This window comes from Stenotrophomonas sp. 2YAF22 (assembly GCF_052114665.1).
GTDB classification, from domain to species: Bacteria; Pseudomonadota; Gammaproteobacteria; order Xanthomonadales; family Xanthomonadaceae; genus Stenotrophomonas; species Stenotrophomonas indicatrix.
On sequence record NZ_JBFRFE010000517.1, the window covers coordinates 1 to 3,158 of the forward strand.

A 3,158-nucleotide genomic window follows, 5' to 3' on the forward strand; every position below is an offset into this window, starting at 1 on the left:
CGGTTTCCATGAAGGCACCGCGTGGCAGTACCAGTGGCTGGCGCAGCAGGACGTGCCGGGCCTGGTCGAAGCGATGGACGGCCGCGAACAGGCCGGCCGCCGCCTGGATGCCTTCTTCGCCATGGACGCTCTGCAGGCCGACCCCCTCAATGCCGCCCGCAAGGAGTGGGTGGTCGGGCCGTACAGCTATTACAACCAGTTCCGCTACAACCCGAACAACGAACCGGACCTGCACTCGCCGTGGCTGTACACGCTGATCGGCCAGCCGTGGAAGACCGCCGCCGTGGTGCGCGCCGCGCAGCAGCTGTTCACCAATGCGCCCAACGGCGTGACCGGCAACGATGACCTCGGCACGATGTCGGCCTGGTACCTGTTCAGTGCGATTGGCGTGTACCCGGCGGTGCCGGGCAGCGGCGAGTTCCTGCTGCATACGCCGCGCTTTGCCAAGGTCGAGGTCGAGTTGGGCAATGGCCGCACCCTGCGCATCGAGGCACCTGGCGCCGATGGCCGCCGCCTGCAGTACGTACAGGGTGTCCAGGTCGACGGCCAGGCACATGCCCCGGTATGGCTGGGCTGGAGCCAGCTGCARCAGGGCCCGAAGCTGCGCTTCGCGCTTGACGGGCGGGCGCCGACCGAGGGCTGGGGCACGGCGGTCAAGGACCTGCCGGTGTCCTGGTGCGCGGCACCGGGCAGCCAGCTGCACTGAGCCGGGCTGTGCCGTTCGAGGCAACCCAGCGAACGGCACGGCACGACAGGGCCGCGATCCATTAGGCTTGAGCATCCATCGGAGTGCGGGAAGACGATGAACGACAACAGCGACAGTTCCAGCAAGCGTTCCGGCAAGGCGGTGACGGTGACCGACATCGCCCGTGCCATCGGCGTTTCGCGCGCGACCGTGTCGCTGGTGCTGCGTGGCAGTCCGCTGGTCAACGTCGATACCCGCGCCCGGGTCGAGGCTGAGCTGCGCCGCCAGCGTTACGTCTACAACCGCGCTGCAGCGAACCTGCGGCGGCGCACGTCTTCCAGCATCGCCCTGGTCATCAACGATCTGTCCAACCCGTTCTTCGCCGAATTCGCTTCGGGTGTGGACGAGGCACTGGGCGGGCGCGGCTACGTTACCCTGCTCGGCAGTACCGGCGAGTCGCCCGAGCGGCAGCAGGCGGTGCTGTCCACGCTGATGGAACACACGCCTGCGGGCCTGATCCTGTCGCCGGCCGAGGGCAGCGATGCCACGCTGCTGCGGCAGGTACTGGGCGCCAACGCCAACGTACTGCTGTTCAACCGCGAACTGGAAGGCGCCGACTGGGACTTCCTGACCCTGGACAACCAGCATGGCGCCTACCTGGCCACCCGCCACCTGATCGAGCGCGGCCATCGCCAGATCGCGTTCTTCGGTGGCCACGCGGCATCGAGTTCCTGCCACCAGCGTCGTGCCGGTTTCCAGCAGGCACTGGCCGAAGCCGGGCTGGCATTGCCGCCCGGCTGGATGATCGAATCTGCACCCAACCGCCTGGAAGCGGCCGCGCGTACCGATGAACTGTTCGTCGACGGCCATCGGCCAAGCGCAGCGGTCTGCTACAACGACACCGTCGCGCTGGGCCTGATGCTGGGCCTGAACTCGCGCGGCATCCGTCCCGGCGGTGACTTCGCGGTGACCGGCTTCGACGATATTTCCGAAGCGTCGGTTGCCGTGCCGCCGTTGACCACCCTGACGGCCGACCCGCGCGAACGCGGGCGGCAGGCGGCCTCGCTGCTGCTGCAGCGGCTGGAGGAGCCGGATGCGCCACCACGGCGCACGGTCGCCCCGGTACAGTTGCGCATCCGCGAAAGCAGCGCCGCACGTCCGAATTGAATTGATGCTTCGCTACTGAACTGATTGCACCCTTCCACGCACCAACGACCTTTCGCGCATCGAGGCGCGTACCGCATGCCGATCTCCGCAACGCCCCGCCCATCGGGTTCCCCGGGCAACCAGCCTGCCGTCACCAATGGCAAAGCGCTGGCCGTGGTCACCACCATCTTCTTCATGTGGGGCTTCCTGACCTGCCTCAACGACATCCTGATTCCGCATCTGAAGGCGGTGTTCGAGCTGAACTACGCCAAGGCAATGCTGGTGCAGTTCACCTTCTTCGGCACCTACTTCCTGATGTCGTTGCCGGCCGGGCGGCTTGTGGCAGCGCTGGGCTACAAGAAGGGCATCGTGGCCGGCCTGGTGATCGCCGGTATCGGTGCGTTGGGCTTCTGGCCGGCCGCTGAGCTGCGCGTCTATGGCGCCTTCCTCGGTGCACTGTTCGTGCTGGCCACCGGCATCACCGTGCTGCAGGTGGCGGCCAACCCGTATGTCGCGCTGCTTGGGCCGGAACAGACCAGTTCCAGCCGCCTGACCCTGGCGCAGGCGCTGAACTCGCTGGGTACGGCCATCGCGCCGATCTTCGGCGGCATGCTGATCCTGTCCAACACGGCCATGAGCGGTGAGCAGATCGCCGCGCTGCCGGCCGCCGAGCAGCTCGCCTACCGTACCGCCGAGGCACACGCGGTGCAGGGCCCCTATGTCGGCCTGGCCGTGGCGCTGGTGCTGCTGGCCCTGTTCGTGTTCCTGTTCCGCCTGCCGGCGTTGAACGACACCACCGAGCAGGCTGACCACGGGCATCAGCACAGCTATCTGGATGCGCTGCGCAAGCGCCACCTGCTGCTGGGCGTGCTCGGCATCTTCTTCTACGTCGGCGCCGAAGTATCGATCGGCAGCTTCCTGGTCAACTATCTGTCGATGCCCACCATCGGCGGCTTCAGCGAGCAGGAAGCCACCCACTATGTGTCGGCCTACTGGACGATGGCGATGATCGGTCGCTTCGCCGGTTCGGCGCTGCTGGCGCGCTTCTCGCCGAGCCGCCTGCTGGCGATCTTCGCGCTGGTCAACGTGGGCCTGCTGACGCTGACCATGATGACTTCCGGCAATGTCGCGCTGTACTCGGTGGTGGCGATCGGCCTGTTCAATTCGATCATGTTCCCGACCATCTTCGCGCTCAGCATCGAGCGCCTGGGCCCGCTGACCAGCAAGGGTTCGAGCCTGCTGATCATGGCCATCGTCGGTGGCGCCGTGGTGCCCTACCTGCAGGGCGTCCTGGCTGACCACATCGGCGTGCAGGCCAGCTTCATCC

Annotated in this window: 3 protein-coding genes; all 3 read left to right on the top strand. The window is 66.9% G+C overall.

What is annotated here, in order from left to right:
- Nucleotides 1–706, top strand: a 706-nt coding sequence (locus AB4Y84_RS17435) for a glycoside hydrolase domain-containing protein (RefSeq protein WP_442250541.1), incomplete at its 5' end; no start/stop codon positions are given.
- Nucleotides 707–802: 96 nt separating this feature from the next.
- Nucleotides 803–1,852 carry a LacI family DNA-binding transcriptional regulator gene (locus AB4Y84_RS17440; protein WP_025874798.1) on the top strand — a complete coding sequence of 350 codons (1,050 nt, stop codon included), beginning with the start codon at nucleotides 803–805 and terminating at the stop codon, nucleotides 1,850–1,852.
- Nucleotides 1,853–1,927: 75 nt separating this feature from the next.
- Nucleotides 1,928–3,158: sugar MFS transporter (locus AB4Y84_RS17445; protein WP_442250542.1), on the top strand; the 1,231-nt coding region annotated here is incomplete at its 3' end.

What these genes read in the sequence shown, in the direction of transcription:
- AB4Y84_RS17440 (WP_025874798.1), top strand. Translation starts at nt 803, where the DNA reads ATGAACGACAACAGCGACAGTTCCAGCAAGCGTTCCGGCAAGGCGGTG.